The following is a 17,729-nucleotide window of genomic DNA, read 5'->3' as shown; positions in this document are numbered from 1 at the left end:
TCCTAGCCTCTCAATTATTTTTGGATTGTCGAGCAAGACGCAGTGGTTGAGTGGGCTCTACTACACTGATTTCATCAGCTTTTACAGCCCTACTCAACTGTGCGGAGGTGGGACGACGAAATCGAATTCTAACGAATTACCGATTTCTGTCCCACTCTCTTTTTCTTTGTCTGAACCTTTAAAAATCGCCTAAAAATGGTATAATAGGAGCATCACGAAAATTGGAGAGACGCTATGAGTTTTTACAATCATAAAGAAATCGAGCCTAAGTGGCAAAAATACTGGGCTGACCATCACACCTTTAAGACAGGAACAGATGCTTCAAAACCTAAGTTTTATGCATTGGACATGTTCCCTTACCCATCTGGAGCGGGTCTTCACGTAGGACACCCAGAAGGCTACACAGCGACAGATATCCTTAGCCGTTTCAAACGTGCGCAAGGCTACAATGTCCTTCACCCAATGGGATGGGATGCCTTTGGTTTGCCTGCAGAGCAATACGCTATGGATACAGGGAATGACCCAGCGGAATTCACAGCAGAAAATATCGCCAACTTCAAACGCCAAATCAATGCGCTTGGCTTCTCTTACGACTGGGACCGTGAAGTCAATACGACAGATCCAAACTACTACAAGTGGACGCAATGGATTTTCACTAAGCTTTACGAAAAAGGCTTGGCCTATGAAGCGGAAGTGCCAGTCAACTGGGTTGAGGAACTAGGAACAGCTATCGCCAACGAAGAAGTTCTTCCAGATGGAACATCTGAGCGTGGGGGCTATCCAGTTGTCCGCAAACCAATGCGCCAATGGATGCTCAAAATCACTGCCTATGCGGAGCGCTTGCTGGCTGACTTGGATGACCTTGACTGGCCAGAGTCTATCAAGGACATGCAACGCAACTGGATTGGGAAATCAACTGGTGCCAATGTCACTTTCAAAGTAAAAGGAACAGACAAGGAATTCACAGTCTTTACCACTCGTCCAGATACTCTTTTTGGTGCAACCTTCACTGTTTTGGCTCCTGAGCATGAACTAGTAGATGCGATCACAACACCTGAACAAGCTGAGGCTGTAGCTGACTACAAACACCAAGCCAGCCTTAAATCAGACTTGGCTCGTACAGACCTTGCTAAGGAAAAAACAGGGGTTTGGACTGGTGCTTATGCCATCAACCCTGTCAATGGGAGAGAAATCCCAATCTGGATTGCGGACTATGTTCTTGCCAGCTACGGAACAGGTGCCGTCATGGCCGTACCTGCCCACGATGAGCGTGACTGGGAATTTGCAAAACAGTTTGGCCTTCCAATCGTAGAAGTGCTTGAAGGTGGAAACGTTGAAGAAGCTGCTTATACAGAGGATGGCCTTCACGTCAACTCTGACTTCTTGAACGGTCTCAACAAAGAAGAAGCGATTGCTAAAATCGTGTCTTGGCTAGAAGAAAAAGGCTTTGGTCAAGAAAAGGTGACCTACCGTCTCCGCGACTGGCTCTTTAGCCGTCAACGTTACTGGGGTGAGCCAATCCCAATCATTCATTGGGAAGATGGAACTTCGACAGCTGTGCCAGAAAGCGAATTGCCACTTGTCTTGCCAGTAACCAAGGACATCCGCCCTTCAGGTACTGGGGAAAGCCCATTGGCCAACTTGACAGACTGGCTTGAAGTGACTCGTGAAGATGGTGTCAAAGGTCGTCGTGAAACTAATACTATGCCACAATGGGCAGGTTCAAGCTGGTACTACCTCCGCTATATCGATCCACACAACACAGAGAAATTGGCTGACGAGAACCTCCTCAAACAATGGTTGCCAGTCGATATCTATGTGGGTGGTGCAGAACACGCCGTGCTTCACTTGCTTTACGCTCGTTTCTGGCACAAATTCCTCTATGATCTTGGTGTTGTACCTACTAAGGAGCCATTCCAAAAACTCTTTAACCAAGGAATGATCTTGGGAACAAGCTACCGTGACCACCGTGGAGCTCTTGTGGCGACTGACAAGGTTGAAAAACGTGACGGTTCTTTCTTCCATGTAGAAACAGGGGAAGAATTGGAGCAAGCACCAGCCAAGATGTCTAAATCCCTCAAGAACGTGGTTAACCCAGACGATGTGGTGGAACAATATGGTGCGGATACCCTTCGTGTCTATGAAATGTTCATGGGGCCACTCGATGCTTCCATCGCTTGGTCTGAAGAAGGTCTGGAAGGAAGCCGTAAATTCCTTGACCGTGTGTACCGTTTGATCACAAGTAAAGAAATCGTTGCGGAAAACAATGGAGCTCTAGACAAGGTTTACAACGAAACTGTTAAATCTGTCACTGAGCAAATCGAGTCGATGAAGTTTAACACAGCCATTGCTCAGCTCATGGTCTTTGTCAATGCTGCCAATAAGGAAGATAAACTCTATGTGGACTACGCCAAAGGTTTCATCCAATTGATTGCCCCATTTGCACCTCACTTGGCAGAAGAACTCTGGCAAACAGTGGCAGCAACAGGCGAATCTATCGCTTATGTGGCTTGGCCAACATGGGACGAAAGCAAATTGATTGAAGATGAAATTGAAATCGTCGTTCAAATCAAAGGAAAAGTCCGTGCTAAACTCATGGTCGCTAAAGATCTTTCACGCGAAGAATTGCAAGAAGTCGCTCTGGCTGATGAAAAAGTCAAAGCAGAGATCGATGGCAAAGAAATCGTGAAAGTGATTAGTGTCCCTAATAAACTCGTTAATATCGTCGTTAAATAACGAGTTTATTAGCCCTATCTGCCACCTTCAATAGTCCACTGGACTATTGAAGCTAACTAAATTGGTTAATATTGTTGTAAAACAACCAATTTATTTGTTCATTTCCAACCTCAAACAGTTTCCCAAACTGTTTGAGCCAACCATTGTTGTAAAATAAAAATGAGTCCTTCAGAGTTCAGCTCTGGAGGATTTTTTAGGCTCAGCTTGACAATAAATAGTATTTTTGTTAATATCATTAACAAAAGAGAGGCGCTATGAATAAGAAAGAACTGCATAAGTTTAATAATCGTTTTAACAGCTTTGCTTTAGCTTTTGAACAGTTGAAAAAAGCTCAGCATAGGAACAGTATTGATAAATCAATCACTATTAATGAAGTCCATTTGATCGACCTGATAGGTCGCAATCAGCCTGTGAATCTAGTGAAATTATCTGAGTTACTTGAAGTATCTAGGAGTGCCATTACTCAGAGTGTTAGACGTTTAACCAAGAAAGACCTCGTTACTTTTGAATTTGCACCGGATAATGAAAAAAATAAATATCTGATATTATCCAAAAAAGGTGTTGAAGTTTTTAATATCCATAAAGAGCAGCAAGAACATATTGAAAAGGCTATTTTTTCAGTTTTAAGAAACTATAGTGAGGAGGATCTTCAAATGGTTATGAAACTGATGGATGATGTTGAACAGGTATGGCAAGAATTGCCGTGGCAAAAATCACGGTAATTTTAAAACTATATTGTTAATTATATTAACAAAAAGAGGAAGTTATGAATATACAAATTGAACTGATCTCAGAGTCTGATTTAGCAGACGAATCTTTTAATATTGTCATCAATGGCTTAAAACCAAGTGAAACCTATCAAGTCGAAATGTATTTATCTGATTATTATTGTATCAATGCTCCTATGCTTTTAGCTCATAATGTTTTATGGAAATCAACAGCGACTTTTGTATCAGATAAGAATGGTATTATTGATATTTCACAAACTCCATCTTGCTTTGGCTCTTATGAAGATATTGCAACAATGGGGTTATTCTTTAATGCCAAGCCCTTGACCAATAGGAAAAAGAAACTTCCAAACTCTCTTTCTAAAATTCCCTTATTAGATCACTTTTTTGTGGAAATCAAAATTATACAAGGTAATACTGTCGTCGCAGAGAGAACTTTCACAAGACATTACATGAGTTCGCAAATTAGTCATCAAGATATTTACATGAACCATTTTCAAGGGAGACTATTTTATGATCAAAAGGCAATAAAAGCACCAGCATTGATTATTGTGAGCGGTAGTGAAGGAAGGATTGAAAAGGCACAGAATATAGCTCAGCTTCTATCTTCTAGAGGTTATATTTGCCTAGCAGTTGCCTACTTTGGTTTAGAGGGGTTGCCAAAACATTTGGAACGTATTCCTTTAGAGTGCCTTGTGGAAGCAAAGGATTATCTACGTCAGCATCATCAAGTAGATAGTGAAAGAATTGGAATCTATGGACGTTCTAAGGGAGCAGAGTTAGTTTTAGCTGAGGAGAGCATTTTTAATGACGTTCAATGTTTGGTACTAAATTCACCCTCTGATGTGGTGTATGAAGGGATAAAAGGGAAATGGAACTTCCATACTTCTTCTTGGACGTATTTGCAAAAGGAATTTACCTATCAAAAGTTTCGACTGAGAGATTATCTGTTTAGCAAACTTTTTAGAAAACCTATCCCTAAAGATCGCTCTGCTAGGATAGACATTAGTAGACTCTCTTCGCCAATCTTATTGCTCGGAAGTACTGTTGATGAAATATGGGATGCCTCATCAGCAATAGCCAATATTGTCTCACATTATAAAGGCCACCACATTACATTTAAAAAATACCATGAAATAGGTCACATGTTGACAGTGGCTTATCAACCCAATCATCGCTATCGAAAAGATTGGCGTTTATTGATGAAAGAGAGTAAGGATTCTTGGTTGGCTACGATTCATTTTTTTGATAGGCATTTGAAGAAGCAATAACATAAGATTATAAATATGCTATAATAGTCCCAACTAAGATAAAAACACAGTTCTGGTTGGTAGTCCAGACGTAGGCAAGCCTATCAGTAACCTTCCTCCTTGGTTGTCCATTCTTAGGGATAGATTTAAGGAGGTGCTGTCGTGGAAACAATTTCAATTGGATTGACAGTTTATTTTGAAGATGGATTTTGGCATGGTTTGTTCGAACAAGTGTATCGAGAAACTTATCAAGTTTGTCGTGTGACATTTGGTCAGGAGCCAAAAGATGATGAAATTCTAGAGATGTTACAGACTCAGTTTACTCATTTATCTTTTAGTCCAGAAGCTACAGTTAAGCAACCTGTAAAAATCAAGAATCCTAAACGATTACAGCGATCTGTGAAGAAACAAGTAAAGAAGAAAATTTCTTCCAAGTCGAAAGAACTATTGCAGTTGCAGTATGAGGAAAGGAAAAAGATTTCAAAACATCAATCTAGTGTCCAAAAGCAATTGCTCAAACAAGAGAAATTCGAACGCAAACAGCAAAAACGAAGAGACAAGCATAAAGGACATTAACCCTTATCTCTTTCATAAAAAAGCTTCGGTAGGAAGAAACTACCGAGGCTTTTTTAACATGTCGAAAACGATTGTTGAATATCTGGATGATGTTCCCAATCAGCTCGATCGTAGCTTCCTGTAATGGTGTGCTCTTCAGAAAAGAGCAGAACCCGTTCCACAATCGGAGCGATTTGCTCGAAGTGGTGGGAGGAAATCACAATCGTTTTTCCTGCTGTTTTGAGTTCTTGGAGCAAGGCGACAATCAGCTTCTGGTATTTGGGGGAGAGACCGTTAAAGGGCTCGTCAAATAGCAAGAGACTAGGATTCATGGTGAGGACACTGGCAATGGCGACTAGCTTCTTTTCCCCTCCGGAAAGATGGTAGGGAATACGATCTCTCAGGTGCTCAATCTCTAAAAGAGTGAGTGTATCATTGACGCGTTGTTCGATTTCAACTGCCGATAAGCTGAGTTGACGTGGGCCAAAAGCCAGTTCATCATAGACGCTTGTATTGAACAATTGGGTATCGCTGTTTTGAAAAATGAGTCCAACCTGCTGGAAGAGTTGCCCAGCACGATGGGGATCTTTCAAGAAGTCTTTGTCAATGGTCCAATCCTTGAAGTGGTACTGACCAGACGAGAGGGGCAAGAGCCCAACCAGAATTTTAAAGAGGGTCGATTTTCCCGCTCCGTTTGGTCCCATCAAAGCGATCGTTTCCCCTTGCTTGATCTGTAGTTGGATATCATGGATTCCAATCTCATCTGTGTAGTGGTAATTTCCATCTTGAATGGTAATCATAGGCTATCCTTTCTAACGGAGTAGAGTGGTGATGGCAATAAGGAAGACTAATTCCAGTAGAAAAAGGCCATCTTCTTTTTTCCAACAGAAGGGCTCTTTTTGTTTCCTATCCAAGCCATATCCTCTCAGCAACATGGCCTCGTAGACCTCTTTGGTATGGTTTTTCGTTGATAGATACAAGAGACCTAGAAGAGAGCCAAAGAGATGGAGGTTCACTTTTTGACCAATGGTCCGGAGTTGGACGCACTCAATTTGTTGGTGAAGGTGTTTTCCCAAAATATAACTATATTTCAGCGTAATATCAATGGTCTGGACAAAGGTCTTGGGGACATGTAGCTGCCTTAGGGCTTCAACCAGTTGGATGCTTGTGGTAGTGGCTAAAAAGACAGAAATATTGAGGACAATGATCCCCGCACGCAACAAAAAGAGCCCTCCATTTTGAAATCCTTGAAATAAGATGCTAGGCAAAATCACAATTGTGGAAATGAACAGCACCTTGAACAGGACCTTAAAGAGGTGGAGTAGGACCTCTCCAGGAAGCATGGCAATGTGAAGTAGTAAGAGGATACCGAGGATCCAGAGCTGGATCGTATGGTGGGCTGTTGTAATGAGAATGGCTAGGGTTAAAAAGTAAACAAGCCGCATCCAAGAGGAAGTTTTGGCCTTGAATGCGGGCGTCGTTTGTTTCATTTTGCCAAGAAAGTGGCGCAATGTGTGAAGATTCATTTGTAAATAGTGATGGCTTTTGGATGCTTCAAGAGTCGCTTGCTCTTGATGAAGCCAGTCAGGGAGTTTACGCATGAGAAGTCTTTTCTCCGTTCATTGATCGAATGATTTTACTGATGATATAGAAAATGAGAACAGCTGTAATGGCTGATAGAATATAGCCAATCGCAATTTTTGTTCCAGGAATGGTGTAATCACTGAACAAGGCTTCAAAAGAAAATCCATTTTTGATACCAGCTGGGACCTTTCCTTTAAGCAAGGAACCTAATTCTTCAGAAGACCATTCTCCAAAAGCTGTTCCTTCTGCTAGGAGACCTAGAGGGCTCAAAACGATTAGCCCCAAGAGGACCCAGCGGATTTTTTTGACAAATGAAGTCGTATTTTTTGTACTTGGTGTATACAATTCAGATGGGGCCACTTGTTTGACAAAGCGGTAAATCACATAGGTAAAGAAGGCTTCGACCCAGCCAGCTACCACAAGATGGGCAGCCATCATGGCAGGAATAGTGACTTCTAATCCATAAGGATTGTAGAGGGGTTGTCCAGCTTCGGATGCAATTAAGGGTTGTAATCCAAGTTCAATCCCTGTTAAGAGAGCTGCGGCGTTAATGGCGACATAAGAACTCACGATCACTCCAAGAGATTCATGATGGTGTTTGCGGAACCAACTGTAAATCCCGTAGCCGATAAAAGGCATGGCAACGGCCATATTGAAGATATTAGCTCCAAGGGCTAGGATTCCTCCATCTCCAAATAAGAAGGCCTGGAGGATCAGGGCGACAGATAAGGCTAGGGAAGCTGCATAGGGACCAATCAGGATAGCCAGAAGGGCACCACCGACAGCATGTGCCGTTGTCCCCCCTGGAACCGGGACATTAAACATCATTAACAAGAAGGATAAAGAAGCTGCAACGCCAAGCATAGGGGCCAACTCTTTATTTTCCTTTAATTGAACCTTGACTTTGGCAATGGATACGCCAATCGCAGGGGCAGCCGCCACAGCCAAGAGGGCACAACTTGCAGGACTTAAATAATTATCTGGGATATGCATCACAAATACTCCGATCTTTTTCTATCATACAGTTAACAGATTACCACATCGTAAAACCAAGTGTCGTTACAAAAGGAGTTTAACATTTGTTACTATTTCTAGAAAGAGGGCTATCTTGCTAAAAAATTAGTAGAAAGAAGGAGAAAAAACTAGTTTGAAGGGCTAGAAAGGCCTTTTTAAGGTGAATTTAAATAAAATTATTGGTTCTATATCGAAATAGTTGACGGATGTAACGAACAGTGATACAATGACTGTGGTATTTCGATATAGAAATAAAAAGGAGACAAAATGGATAAGATGTTAGGAGGCTATCAAGCCATGCAAATTCGTCATTTGAATAGCCGTATCTTTCAAAAACTGCTGAGTAAGGAACCAGATGCCCAATACCGAAGTGAACAGGGGAAAATTTTAACGATTTTGTGGAAGCAAGAGTTGGAGTGCGCTACCGCAACTGATATCGCTCTTGCGACGGGTCTAGCCAATAATACATTGACCAGCATGGTTAAGAAATTGGAAGAACAAGGCTTGGTTACGATTCAACCTTGTACGCAGGATAAAAGGAAAAAATATATTTCTTTGACAGACCTCGGTTGGGCGCAAAAAGAAATTGGCGACCGTGTCAGCAAAGAACTGGGTGAGATTTTCTATCAAGGATTTTCGGATCAAGAAATCCGAGAATTTGAGGATTATCAAGAGCGGATTATCACAAATCTAAAAGCTAAAGAGAATGACATCTAGGGAAAGGATGTAACAGTTATGATTGGTATTACAGGGGTAACAGGGAAATTAGGTTCTTATGTGGCTAATCTTGTCGATAAGAAGGGAATCGCTTCAGTCCATCTAGCACGAAGCCCAGAGCGTGCAAAGATCTATGCGTCAGCGGAAATTCGTAAAATAGTGTATGCCAATACACCAGAGGTGGTTGAGTCCTTAAAGGGGATCGATATCTTGTTGATGGTTTCTGCTCGGGAAAATCCAGAGCGTGTCAAGGAACACAAGGACTTTTTAGATGCTGCAAAGCTAGCAGGAGTAGAGCATATCGTCTATACCTCCTTTTATGGGGCAGATGAGAAGGCAACTTTCACCTTGTCTCGAGATCATGCCCAGACGGAAGCCTATATCAAGGAGTTAGGGTTCACCTACACTTTTTTGAGAGATAATTTATACTTGGACTTCCTGATTGATATGGCGCTTGAAAATGGAGAGATTCGTGGTCCGGCAGGCAGTGGTCTCGTGTCAGCTGTTGCCCGTAAGGACACATCTAGGGTTGCAGCAGAAATTCTTTTAAATCCTAAGGAGTGGGAAAATCAAACCTTGAATCTGACAGGGCCAGAGGATCTTTCCATGGAAGAAATCGTAGCGCTTCTCTCAAAAGAGAGCGGTGACGCTATCGCGTATGTGGATGAAACAGTAGAAGAAGCTTATGAGTCACGGAAAAAATGGCCAGCACAAACTTGGGAGTACGATGCCTGGGTCAGCACCTATACAGCGATTAAAGCTGGGGAACAAGCTGGGGTTTCAACAGATATCGAAAAAGTTCTAGGGCATCCGGCAAGTAGCCTATTGGATACTCTTAGAGACAGAAAACTTATCGAGGAAGAATATGATTGAATATAAACATGTAGCCTTGCGCTACACGGATACAGACATTTTAAAAGATGTCAATCTCCGTATTGAAGATGGTGAATTTATGGTCCTCGTAGGCCCTTCAGGATCTGGAAAGACCACCATGATCAAGATGATTAACCGTCTTTTGGAGCCAACTGATGGCAATATCTATATGGATGAAAAACGCATCAAGGACTATGATGAACGCGAATTACGTCTGTCTACCGGCTATGTGCTTCAAGCCATTGCCCTATTTCCTAATTTGACAGTTGCGGAAAATATCGCTCTCATTCCTGAGATGAAGGGCTGGAGCAAGGAGCAGATTGCCTCTAAAACAGAAGAACTCTTGGATAAGGTAGGTCTGCCCACTACAGATTATGCTAATCGTTTACCAAGCGAGTTATCGGGTGGGGAGCAACAACGGATTGGCATTGTGCGAGCCATCATTGCAGAGCCAAAGATTCTATTGATGGAAGAGCCCTTTTCAGCCTTGGATGCTATTTCTCGCAAACAGCTACAGTCTCTTACCAAAGACTTGCACAAAGAATTTGGTATGACGACTATTTTCGTGACCCATGACACAGACGAAGCCTTAAAATTAGGCGATCGTATTGCGGTGTTACAGGAAGGAGAGATTGTGCAGGTGGCGGATTCTGAGACCATTCTAGCCCAACCGGCCAACGACTTTGTCGCAGATTTGTTTGGAGGTGCTCACCATGTCTAAACTAGTTGCAACCTTTCAAGAGCGTTTTGGAGACTGGCTTACTGCACTGGGGCAACATTTGCAACTGTCATTACTGACCCTGCTCCTTGCTATTTTTCTAACTGTTCCATTAGCTATTTATTTAAGTACACGCAAGAGAGCCAGCAACTGGATTTTACAGGTAGCTGGGATTTTCCAGACCATTCCTTCCATGGCCCTTTTGGGGCTCTTCATTCCCATTATGGGGATTGGAACGCTTCCGGCCTTGACAGCTCTCGTCATCTATGCCATTTTCCCCATCCTTCAAAATACCATCACCGGTTTACAGGGAATTGATCCAAGCCTTGAAGAAGCGGGGGTTGCCTTTGGGATGACCAAGTGGGAGCGCTTGAAGAAGTTTGAGATTCCCTTGGCCATGCCCGTCATCATGTCTGGGATTCGGACAGCAGCTGTGATGATTATCGGGACGGCTACTCTAGCCGCCTTGATTGGAGCAGGAGGACTCGGTTCCTTTATCCTTCTAGGGATTGACCGCAATAATGCCAGTCTGATTTTAATCGGTGCCCTGTCTTCTGCCTTCTTGGCCATCGCCTTTAACCTTCTTCTCAAATGGATGGAAAAGGCCAAATTGCGGACCATCTTTGCGGCTTTTGCGGTAATGGTTATCGGATTGGGAGCTAGCTATACGCCAAGTCTTCTTCCCAAACCGGAAAAAGAAAACCTGGTCATCGCTGGGAAGCTAGGTCCTGAACCGGAAATTCTAGCCAATATGTATAAGATTTTGATTGAAGAAAACACAGACATGACAGTGACTGTTAAACCAAATTTTGGAAAAACCACCTTCCTCTTTGAAGCTCTGAAAAAAGGGGATATCGCTATCTATCCAGAGTTTACAGGGACCGTGACCGAAAGTCTCCTCAAGCCGGCGCCGCAAGTCGACCATGATCCAGAAGCAGTCTATCGAGCGGCTCGAGATGGGATCAAGAAACAAGATGACCTAGCCTTGCTCAAACCCATGGCTTATCAAAATACCTATGCTGTTGCAGTCCCTAAGAAAATTGCCCAAGAGTATGGCCTCAAGACCATTTCAGATTTGAAAAAGGTGGAAGGACAACTCAAGGCAGGATTTACCTTGGAGTTTAATGACCGAGAGGATGGGAACAAGGGTTTGCAGAAGGTTTACGGACTTCATTTACAAGTCTCCACCATGGAGCCAGCCCTTCGCTACCAGGCGATCCAGTCCGGTGATATCCAGATCACAGATGCTTACTCAACGGATGCCGAGCTGGCTCGCTATGACCTGGTGGTCCTTGAAGATGATAAGCAACTCTTCCCACCTTATCAAGGGGCTCCCCTCATGAAAGAAGCTCTTCTTAAGAAACACCCTGAATTGGAAGCTGTTCTCAATCAGTTAGCTGGAAAAATCACAGCAGACCAAATGAGCCAGATGAACTACCAAGTCGGAGTAGAAGGCAAGTCAGCTAATCAAGTGGCACGTGACTTTTTGGTAAAAGAAGGGTTTATTAAAAATTAACAAACAATTCTCAAGTCTTCGCACTTGAGGATTTTTTGATAGAAAGCAATTTTAACCCTTTCAGCAAGCTTTTGGGTTAGAAGGGGAGACCTTCCTTCAAAAACTCTCCATTGAGTCTGGCTTGAAATTGTGTTACAATAAGCCTTGAAAATGAATGAAAGATTATGGAAATAAGCATGAAAATAAGACCAGTGATTGGAATTACAGGAAATGAAAAACCCTTCCCAGATGATCCAGACGCGAACATGAGCTATGCGGCGACTGGTTTTGTCGAAGCGGTCAAAGAGGCAGGAGGGATTCCCTTGATCTTGCCAATTGGAGATGCAGCCTTGGCTAAAGACTATATATCGATGATTGATAAGCTCATCATCACCGGTGGACAAAATGTCTTGCCCAAGTTTTATGGAGAAGAAATCACCATTGATAGCGATGACTACCTCTTAAAACGTGATCTTTTTGAGTTGGCCTTGATTGAGGAAGCGCGTGCGGCTAAAAAAGCTATCTTTACAGTCTGTCGTGGGACTCAACTCTACAATGTTGCATTGGGTGGAACGTTGCATCAAGATATTGAGGATCATTGGCAGGACAATCCAGGTCAGTACACCAGCCAAGAGCTGGTGACCAAGGATCAGACGATCTTGCAAGAAATCTATGGCAAGACCAGTCGCATCAATTCCTTTCACCATCAAAGTATCAAAGACTTGGCAGATGGCTTAGAAGTAATCGCGCGGGATCCCAAAGATGACGTCATAGAGGCGGTTCAATCCACAGATGAGAGTCGTTTTCTCGGCGTTCAGTGGCATCCGGAACTGCGTTTTGACAAGAGTCCTGCAGACCACAAACTCTTTGAATATGTTGTGAATGACTTATAATGAGGACTAGCTCTCTTAGGAATTTTTCTAAGGGAGCTTTTTCTTTAATCTGCGTAAGAAAGACTGTAAATTGTGCCTAGGTTTTGGGGGAGGATTCGCTACAATAGAGCTAGTAGAATGAGGAGGATTAGAACATGTTTCAATTTCCAAAGGATTTTTTATGGGGGAGTTCGACCTCGGGTCCACAGACAGAAGGGCGTCTAGATCAGGATGGAAAAGGTGACAATCTCTGGGATTACTGGTATAGGATCGAACCCAATCGCTTTTATCAAGGGCAGGGACCAGAGAAAACATCCACTTTTTATGAACACTGGGAAGACGACCTGGATCTCTTGTTAGAAACCGGTCACACAGCTTTTCGGACGTCTATTCAGTGGTCCCGCATTTTCCCAGAAGGCCGAGGGGAGATCAATCAAGCGGGTGTCGATTTCTACCGTCGTGTCTTTGAAAAGATTAAGGAAAAAGGGATTCACCTCTTGGTTAACCTCTATCATTTTGATTTGCCGATGGCTCTCCAAGAGCAGGGCGATGGTTGGGAAAACAAGGAAACCGCCTATGCTTATCAAGAATATGCGCGTTTTTGTTTCAAGACCTATGGGGATCTGGTCGACCAGTGGATCACCTTTAATGAACCCATTGTCCCTGTGGAGTTTGGTTATTTTTATGATGCCCATTTTCCTCATAAGGTAGATGCAGCTGCAGCTGTAAAAGTAGCCTACCACACCCAGTTAGCAAGCTCTCTAGCGGTCAAGGCCTGTCACGAGGTGGATCCCAATTCCCGGATCGGGATTGTGCTCAATCTGACACCAGCCTACCCTCGGAGCCAGCATCCAGAAGATGTTAAAGCCGCTCATATCGCCGAGCTCTTTCAAGCCAAATCTTTTTTAGATCCTTCTGTTCTTGGCCATTATCCCCAAGAATTAGTGGAGATCTTGCGGGAGCGTGATCTCTTGCCAGATTATGATCCCTTTGAGTTGCGCTTGATGGAGGAAAATACCGTCGACTATCTAGGTGTTAACTATTACCAACCACTCCGTGTGGCAGCTCCTCGTTATACTCCGAATCCAGCTTCTCCCCTACTCTTTGAGCAATTTTATGAACCCTATGTCATGCCAGGCCGCAAGATTAATCCCCACCGTGGTTGGGAAATCTATGAGCAAGGCCTGTATGACATTGCTCAAAATATTAAGGAAAACTATGGCAATATCGAGTGGATTTTGACAGAAAATGGGATGGGAGTCGAAGGTGAGGAAAAATTCCGCGAGGATGGGGTGATCCAAGATGACTACCGGATTGACTTTGTCAAAGATCATCTTCGTGAGCTCCACCGGGCTATTCAAGATGGTGCCAATTGTAAAGGTTATTTGATCTGGACTTTTATTGACTGCTGGTCATGGCTCAATGGCTACAAGAACCGCTATGGTTTAGTTGAATTGGATCTTGAGAGTCAAAAACGTACCCTCAAAAAATCCGGCCATTGGTTCCGTGAATTGAGTCAGCAAAATGGATTTGAAGAATAGAAAAAACAGAGAGTGGGACAGAAATCGGTCATTCGTTAGAATTCGATTTCGTCGTCCCACCTCCGCACAGTTGAGTAGGGCTGTAAAAGCTGATGAAATCAGCGTAGTAGAGTCCACTCAACCACTGCGTCTTTCACGACAATCCAAAAACAACTAAGAGGCTAGGACTTTTGTCCCAGCCTTTTTTCTTAACCCTTTCTTAAGTAGACCAATTTTCTTATAATTCCTAGTTGACAAACTGGAAGAAGCATTGTATACTGACTCCGCTGGTTACTTTTTTGGCAAATTAGACTAGACCAATTTCGAAGTAACTTAGAAATCGACCATGGGTCGTTTGACTAAGTAAAGGGGAAAGTATAGCAAGGCTATATCGTAAAGACTATGTGCGGAATCGTTGGTGTTGTAGGAAATACAAATGCAACTGATATTTTGATTCAAGGACTTGAAAAACTCGAATACCGAGGTTATGACTCTGCAGGTGTTTTTCTGGCTAGTGAAGGCAAGAGCCAATTGGTAAAGGCAGTTGGCCGCATTGCAGAATTGTCAGCTAAGGCAGAAGGTGTTGAAGGGGAAGCGGGAATTGGACATACCCGTTGGGCCACTCATGGAAAACCAACTGAAGACAATGCCCACCCACACCGTTCGGAGACAGGTCGTTTTGTTTTGGTACACAATGGCGTCATTGAAAACTACCTTGAAATCAAGGAAGAATACCTAGCTGGTCATCATTTCAAGGGGCAAACAGATACAGAAATTGCCGCCCACTTGATCGGAAAATTTGCTGAAGAAGAGGGCTTGTCTACGCTTGAAGCCTTCAAAAAAGCTCTCCACATCATCCGAGGAGCCTATGCCTTTGCTTTGATGGACGCAGAAGATCCAAGCACCATCTATGTGGCAAAAAATAAATCACCACTCTTGATTGGTCTTGGCGATGGTTACAATATGGTCTGCTCAGATGCCATGGCCATGATTCGTGAGACCAACCAATATATGGAAATCCATGACAAAGAGTTGGTCATCGTCAAAGCAGACAGCGTTGAAGTCCAAGACTACGACGGAAATCGTCGTGAGCGCACTAGCTACACGGCTGAACTTGACTTATCAGATATCGGTAAGGGGACTTATCCATACTACATGCTCAAGGAAATCGACGAGCAACCAACTGTGATGCGTAAACTCATCCAAGCTTACACAGATGAGGCAGGTCAAGTAGTGGTAGAGCCAGCTATCATCAAAGCGGTTCAAGAAGCAGACCGCATCTATATCCTTGCGGCTGGTACCTCTTACCATGCTGGATTTGCGTCTAAAAAAATGTTAGAAGAATTGACAGATACCCCAGTGGAACTCGGTATTTCCTCTGAGTGGGGCTATGGAATGCCACTTCTTAGTAAGAAACCACTCTTCATCTTTATCAGTCAATCTGGTGAAACAGCTGATAGTCGCCAGGTATTGGTCAAAGCAAATGAAATGGGCATTCCAAGCTTGACAGTAACCAATGTTCCAGGATCTACTCTTTCACGTGAAGCAGACATGACTATGTTGCTCCATGCGGGTCCTGAAATTGCGGTCGCTTCCACCAAGGCTTATACGGCTCAAATCGCAGCCCTTGCCTTTCTTGCAAAAGCTGTTGGGGAAGCCAATGGCAATGAAAAGGCCAAAGCCTTTGATTTGGTGCACGAATTGTCTATCGTTGCCCAATCGATCGAATCAACCCTTTCAGAAAAAGAAGCGATCGATGAAAAAGTCCGCGGCTTGTTGGAAACAACCCGCAATGCTTTCTATATCGGACGTGGCCAAGATTACTATGTTGCCATGGAAGCCAGTCTGAAACTAAAAGAAATTTCTTACATCCAATGTGAAGGCTTCGCAGCGGGTGAGTTGAAACACGGGACCATTGCTTTGATCGAAGACGGTACACCGGTCATTGCTCTCTTATCTGATCCAGTCCTAGCCAGCCACACACGTGGAAATATCCAAGAAGTGGCAGCACGTGGGGCTCATGTCTTAACCATTGCAGAAGAAAATGTTGCTAAAGAGACAGATGATTTAGTCTTGACGGCGGTTCACCCTTATCTCTCTCCAATCTCAATGGTGGTGCCAACCCAATTGATTGCTTACTTTGCAACCCTTCATCGTGGACTCGATGTCGACAAACCACGGAACCTTGCTAAGTCTGTAACGGTTGAATAAACTTGTCTATATAGAAAAAACGAGGCTGGGACAAAAGTCCCAGCCTCTTAATTGTTTTTGGATTGTCTAGCAAGACGCAGTGGTTGAGTGGGCTCTACTACGCTGATTTCATCAGCTTTTATAGCCCTACTCAACTGTGCGGAGGTGGGACGACGAAATCGAATTCCAACGAATTACCGATTTCTGTCCCACTCTCATTTGTTTTATTTATCAAAACCTTGCAAGGCTTTGAGGCGTTCTTCTGTTTGTCCCTTGGCATCTAGTTTTTTACCTTGGTAAACAGCAGATTCCCATGATCCGTACATTGGATTTGGGAAGATGATGAATTTTTCACCAAATTCTTTTTGCAATTCGTCCAATTTCTTGTCGCGATCAGCTTCAGATGTCTTAGAGAAGTCTGCAAAGTCCACTAGGTTGTCCCCAAAGAGCAAGACAAGATTGGTCTTTTCTTGCACAGCTTGGCGACGGCCTTCTTTTGATTTGACACCATCTTCTAAGAACATGAGGTGGTCACGTCCTTGAACCGGAATTCCCTCTTTTTCAAGATTCTTGATGGTATCATCTACTTGAGAGGTTGTACGGTCAGAAATGTAGTAGATTTGAACCCCATTTTGATCCGCATATTGAAGAAAATCTTTAGCACCTGGCACCGCTTTTGCGGCGGCTTTTTTCACCCAAACATCCCAATCTTTAGGATTGAAGGCCGTACCATCTTTGACGTTTTGAACTTGGTAAGGGCTGTTGTCTAAAACAGTTTCATCCAAGTCTAATACGATTGAGTATGGCTTATCAGAAGGCGTTTGGAGGATCTCTTTCAAACGGTCAGTAGCGACATTGTAGCCTTGTAAATACAAAGCCTTGGTTTCTGCTGCCTTTTGGTACCAGAGAACAGACATGGTATTTTCTTGTGAACGCTGCTGATCATAGGTCATCGTCACCTGATTTTTAGGGCTGCTTGCTTTTGTCTCTTGCGTTTTGTTGGTGTTGCTTCCACAACTTGTCAGTAAAATGACAGAAGCAAGAGCAGAAACGATGGTAAAGGTGGTTTTTGTTGTTTTCATAAACCGTACACTCCTTAAAATTTTTCTATAAAAATTATACTCTTTTCAATCTTGCATGACAAGAAAGAGGAGAAGGGGATCCAGGGAATGGTAAAATGAATAGGAAGTAAGAAATGTTGATATGAAGGGCTTTTTCACCTCAATAGATGCCATTTTTCATCTTAAAAGAAGGGGTATAGTTTTATATTATAACCGGATCAAGAAAAGATCAAAGAGGTTCTTTTTTTCTAAAATGAAAAAATAGAGAAAGATACTCGCAAGTCCCTATTTTCAAGGGCTTGCGTTTTTTTGATGATTTTCTCAATAAAGAAATTTTAAGGCTTTGATAGGGAAAATATATTAGTCAGCTACTTTTCGAGGTGATATCATGGTTACAAATTCCAGAAGGGAAGCAG

At 43.1% G+C, this 17,729-nt stretch carries 16 protein-coding genes; 12 read left to right on the top strand and 4 right to left on the bottom strand.

The genetic code is table 11. From position 1 onward, the window contains the following. Nucleotides 1-234 precede the first annotated feature (234 nt). From leuS to PCY07_RS00605, 4 genes are all read left to right on the top strand, one after another. Entirely contained in the window at nt 235-2,736 is a 2,502-nt protein-coding gene (gene leuS, locus PCY07_RS00620) for a leucine--tRNA ligase (RefSeq protein ID WP_301354833.1), read from the top strand. Nucleotides 2,737-2,990: 254 nt separating this feature from the next. Next, complete coding sequence (locus PCY07_RS00615) at nt 2,991-3,458, top strand: MarR family winged helix-turn-helix transcriptional regulator (RefSeq protein WP_301354835.1); 468 nt, start codon at nt 2,991-2,993, stop codon at nt 3,456-3,458. 44 nt (nt 3,459-3,502) lie between these two features. Beyond that, nucleotides 3,503-4,735 (top strand): acyl-CoA thioesterase/BAAT N-terminal domain-containing protein, encoded by a 1,233-nt coding sequence (locus PCY07_RS00610; RefSeq protein ID WP_301354836.1) that lies wholly within the window; start codon nt 3,503-3,505, stop codon nt 4,733-4,735. 141 nt (nt 4,736-4,876) lie between these two features. Beyond that, nucleotides 4,877-5,290 (top strand): YjdF family protein, encoded by a 414-nt coding sequence (locus PCY07_RS00605; RefSeq protein ID WP_003018360.1) that lies wholly within the window; start codon nt 4,877-4,879, stop codon nt 5,288-5,290. Between the two features lie 53 nt (nt 5,291-5,343). On the opposite strand, the gene PCY07_RS00600 is transcribed toward PCY07_RS00605, so the two are convergent. The 3 genes from PCY07_RS00600 to cbiM are packed head-to-tail and all read right to left on the bottom strand — an operon-like array spanning nt 5,344 to nt 7,846. Further along, entirely contained in the window at nt 5,344-6,069 is a 726-nt protein-coding gene (locus tag PCY07_RS00600; protein ID WP_301354839.1) for an energy-coupling factor ABC transporter ATP-binding protein, read from the bottom strand. 12 nt (nt 6,070-6,081) lie between these two features. Beyond that, complete coding sequence (locus tag PCY07_RS00595) at nt 6,082-6,870, bottom strand: energy-coupling factor transporter transmembrane component T (RefSeq protein ID WP_301354841.1); 789 nt, start codon at nt 6,868-6,870, stop codon at nt 6,082-6,084. Further along, nucleotides 6,863-7,846, bottom strand: a complete 984-nt coding sequence (cbiM, locus tag PCY07_RS00590; RefSeq protein ID WP_301354842.1) for a cobalt transporter CbiM — start codon at nt 7,844-7,846, stop codon at nt 6,863-6,865. The genes PCY07_RS00595 and cbiM overlap by 8 nt, the downstream gene beginning before the upstream one ends. Nucleotides 7,847-8,134: 288 nt before the next feature. On the opposite strand from cbiM, the gene PCY07_RS00585 reads away from it, so the two are divergent. The 8 genes from PCY07_RS00585 to PCY07_RS00550 all read left to right on the top strand — a co-directional run bounded on the left by PCY07_RS00585 (nt 8,135) and on the right by PCY07_RS00550 (nt 16,536). Continuing rightward, entirely contained in the window at nt 8,135-8,584 is a 450-nt protein-coding gene (locus tag PCY07_RS00585; RefSeq protein ID WP_301354843.1) for a MarR family winged helix-turn-helix transcriptional regulator, read from the top strand. 18 nt (nt 8,585-8,602) lie between these two features. Further along, complete coding sequence (locus tag PCY07_RS00580) at nt 8,603-9,457, top strand: SDR family oxidoreductase (RefSeq protein ID WP_301354844.1); 855 nt, start codon at nt 8,603-8,605, stop codon at nt 9,455-9,457. Continuing rightward, nucleotides 9,450-10,178 (top strand): ABC transporter ATP-binding protein, encoded by a 729-nt coding sequence (locus PCY07_RS00575; protein WP_301354846.1) that lies wholly within the window; start codon nt 9,450-9,452, stop codon nt 10,176-10,178. The genes PCY07_RS00580 and PCY07_RS00575 overlap by 8 nt, the downstream gene beginning before the upstream one ends. Continuing rightward, nucleotides 10,171-11,691, top strand: coding sequence for an ABC transporter permease/substrate-binding protein (locus PCY07_RS00570; protein ID WP_301354847.1), 1,521 nt, complete (start codon nt 10,171-10,173; stop codon nt 11,689-11,691). The genes PCY07_RS00575 and PCY07_RS00570 overlap by 8 nt, the downstream gene beginning before the upstream one ends. 176 nt (nt 11,692-11,867) lie before the next feature. Beyond that, entirely contained in the window at nt 11,868-12,563 is a 696-nt protein-coding gene (locus PCY07_RS00565; RefSeq protein ID WP_301354848.1) for a gamma-glutamyl-gamma-aminobutyrate hydrolase family protein, read from the top strand. A gap of 134 nt (nt 12,564-12,697) precedes the next feature. Further along, nucleotides 12,698-14,083 (top strand): glycoside hydrolase family 1 protein, encoded by a 1,386-nt coding sequence (locus PCY07_RS00560; protein ID WP_301354849.1) that lies wholly within the window; start codon nt 12,698-12,700, stop codon nt 14,081-14,083. A gap of 381 nt (nt 14,084-14,464) precedes the next feature. Beyond that, nucleotides 14,465-16,273 (top strand): glutamine--fructose-6-phosphate transaminase (isomerizing), encoded by a 1,809-nt coding sequence (gene glmS / locus PCY07_RS00555; protein WP_301354851.1) that lies wholly within the window; start codon nt 14,465-14,467, stop codon nt 16,271-16,273. Nucleotides 16,274-16,356: 83 nt separating this feature from the next. Further along, a complete protein-coding gene (locus PCY07_RS00550; protein ID WP_080978981.1) occupies nt 16,357-16,536 on the top strand; it encodes a hypothetical protein in 180 nt (59 codons plus the stop codon). Here PCY07_RS00550 and PCY07_RS00545 read toward each other — a convergent pair. Further along, entirely contained in the window at nt 16,477-17,334 is an 858-nt protein-coding gene (locus tag PCY07_RS00545) for a 5'-nucleotidase, lipoprotein e(P4) family (RefSeq protein ID WP_049489362.1), read from the bottom strand. The genes PCY07_RS00550 and PCY07_RS00545 overlap by 60 nt on opposite strands. Nucleotides 17,335-17,729: the final 395 nt, after the last annotated feature.

The organism is Streptococcus sp. SP1 (assembly GCF_030440005.1).
GTDB lineage: Bacteria > Bacillota > Bacilli > Lactobacillales > Streptococcaceae > Streptococcus > Streptococcus parasanguinis.
This window is presented reverse-complemented; position numbering and strand designations above follow the sequence as displayed.

What these genes read in the sequence shown, in the direction of transcription:
- leuS (WP_301354833.1), top strand. Translation starts at nt 235, where the DNA reads ATGAGTTTTTACAATCATAAAGAAATCGAGCCTAAGTGGCAAAAATAC.
- PCY07_RS00615 (WP_301354835.1), top strand. Translation starts at nt 2,991, where the DNA reads ATGAATAAGAAAGAACTGCATAAGTTTAATAATCGTTTTAACAGCTTT.
- PCY07_RS00610 (WP_301354836.1), top strand. Translation starts at nt 3,503, where the DNA reads ATGAATATACAAATTGAACTGATCTCAGAGTCTGATTTAGCAGACGAA.
- PCY07_RS00600 (WP_301354839.1), bottom strand. Translation starts at nt 6,069, where the DNA reads ATGATTACCATTCAAGATGGAAATTACCACTACACAGATGAGATTGGA.
- PCY07_RS00595 (WP_301354841.1), bottom strand. Translation starts at nt 6,870, where the DNA reads ATGCGTAAACTCCCTGACTGGCTTCATCAAGAGCAAGCGACTCTTGAA.
- cbiM (WP_301354842.1), bottom strand. Translation starts at nt 7,846, where the DNA reads ATGCATATCCCAGATAATTATTTAAGTCCTGCAAGTTGTGCCCTCTTG.
- PCY07_RS00585 (WP_301354843.1), top strand. Translation starts at nt 8,135, where the DNA reads ATGGATAAGATGTTAGGAGGCTATCAAGCCATGCAAATTCGTCATTTG.
- PCY07_RS00580 (WP_301354844.1), top strand. Translation starts at nt 8,603, where the DNA reads ATGATTGGTATTACAGGGGTAACAGGGAAATTAGGTTCTTATGTGGCT.
- PCY07_RS00575 (WP_301354846.1), top strand. Translation starts at nt 9,450, where the DNA reads ATGATTGAATATAAACATGTAGCCTTGCGCTACACGGATACAGACATT.
- PCY07_RS00570 (WP_301354847.1), top strand. Translation starts at nt 10,171, where the DNA reads ATGTCTAAACTAGTTGCAACCTTTCAAGAGCGTTTTGGAGACTGGCTT.
- PCY07_RS00565 (WP_301354848.1), top strand. Translation starts at nt 11,868, where the DNA reads ATGAAAATAAGACCAGTGATTGGAATTACAGGAAATGAAAAACCCTTC.
- PCY07_RS00560 (WP_301354849.1), top strand. Translation starts at nt 12,698, where the DNA reads ATGTTTCAATTTCCAAAGGATTTTTTATGGGGGAGTTCGACCTCGGGT.
- glmS (WP_301354851.1), top strand. Translation starts at nt 14,465, where the DNA reads ATGTGCGGAATCGTTGGTGTTGTAGGAAATACAAATGCAACTGATATT.
- PCY07_RS00545 (WP_049489362.1), bottom strand. Translation starts at nt 17,334, where the DNA reads ATGAAAACAACAAAAACCACCTTTACCATCGTTTCTGCTCTTGCTTCT.